The sequence below is a fragment of the Labilibaculum filiforme genome, assembly GCF_002843315.1.
GTDB lineage: Bacteria > Bacteroidota > Bacteroidia > Bacteroidales > Marinifilaceae > Labilibaculum > Labilibaculum filiforme.
This window is the reverse complement of record NZ_MVDD01000051.1, coordinates 1-1,439: the sequence shown is the minus strand read 5'-3', so window position 1 is coordinate 1,439 and position 1,439 is coordinate 1. Positions and strand designations below refer to the sequence as shown.

The window sequence follows — 1,439 nt, the reverse complement described above, 5'->3', positions numbered from 1 at the left end:
TGAACTGCACCCCAAAAGTTGGACACAACATTTGGGGTGTTTTTTATGGAAAAGAAAAAGAGAAACAAATTTAGTATTGATGATCGCGAACGTGCAGTACTGAAAGTATTAAATGAAGGACGATCTTGTCGATCTGTAGCACGAGATTTACAAACTTGTAACAAAGTAGTAGGACGATGGGTTAATGCATATAAGCTTCATGGAAAAAAAGGTCTGTCATTAAAAAATAAGATACGCTATACTGGTGATTTTAAACTTCAAATCATCGAAGAAATGTTGAAAACAGGCTTATCTTTGGACCAAGTATCCGCAAAGCATCTAATTACTCCATCTCTTATTTCTAAATGGAGAAGAGATTTCGAGCAATTTGGAGCATTAGCTTTATTTACAGAAAACCCAAGAGGAAGACCTCCTAAGATGAAAAAGAAATCAGAAAATAAACCAATAGATGCTATAAGTGAGTACGATAAGTTACTCAAAGAGAATCAGCGTTTACGTGCTGAAAATGATTACTTAAAAAAGTTACAAGCCTTAATTCAGAAAAAAGAAACTCAAAAAAAAGATTAAGAGTTTTAACCATCCAGGGATTAAGGCAGAAACACACACTTTCAATACTGTTGAATGTGGATGGAATGCCAAGAAGTACGTTCTATTATCATCAAAAAGATCTCGATACTACAGACAAATATGAGATAGAGAGGAGAGTAATCACTGAAATATTTCATGAAAATAAAGGGCGATATGGCTATAGGCGTATAACCCTTGAGTTACGGAATAGAGATTTAGTCTTAAATCATAAAACGGTTCTGAAGCTTATGACAGAACTTGGCTTGAAGTGTAAGGTCAGAATGAAAAAATACCGCTCTTATAAGGGAGATGTTGGACGAATTGCACCCAATATCCTTGAGCGAAACTTTAAGGCTGACAGACCTTATCAAAAATGGGTTACGGACGTTACAGAGTTTTCTCTTTTTGGAACTAAATGTTATCTTTCACCTATTATGGATTTATATAATAGGGAGATTATTAGTTATAATATAACATATAGACCAACACTTGATCTGGTTATGGATATGGTTGACAGAGCATTTACTATGCTCCCAAGTAATACAAATCTAACTCTTCATTCAGATCAGGGGTGGCACTATCAACATCGTAGCTATAGGTATAAACTACAACAAAAAGGTATTAGGCAAAGTATGTCTAGAAAGGGGAATTGTTTAGATAATGCGGTAATTGAAAACTTCTTTGGACTTTTGAAATCTGAGTTGTTATATTTGCAACAGTTCAATTCTATGGATCACTTCCTTGAAGAGCTGGAAGAATACATAGATTATTACAATAATAGTAGAATAAAGACTCGTTTAAACGGAATGAGTCCGGTAAAATACCGAACTCAATCTTATTAATTTATTTTATAACCGTCCAACTTTTGGGGT

1 protein-coding gene and 1 pseudogene are annotated in these 1,439 nt (G+C 34.3%); both read left to right on the top strand.

Features of this window, described 5'->3' with window-relative positions; translation table 11 throughout:
* The first annotated feature begins 45 nt into the window (after positions 1–45).
* On the top strand, positions 46–567 hold the full coding sequence (locus BZG02_RS20645) for a transposase (protein ID WP_101263639.1): 522 nt from the start codon (positions 46–48) through the stop codon (positions 565–567).
* A 5-nt stretch (positions 568–572) separates the two neighbouring features.
* Positions 573–1,409, top strand: a pseudogene (locus BZG02_RS20640) (IS3 family transposase); the annotation flags it as partial.
* Positions 1,410–1,439: the final 30 nt, after the last annotated feature.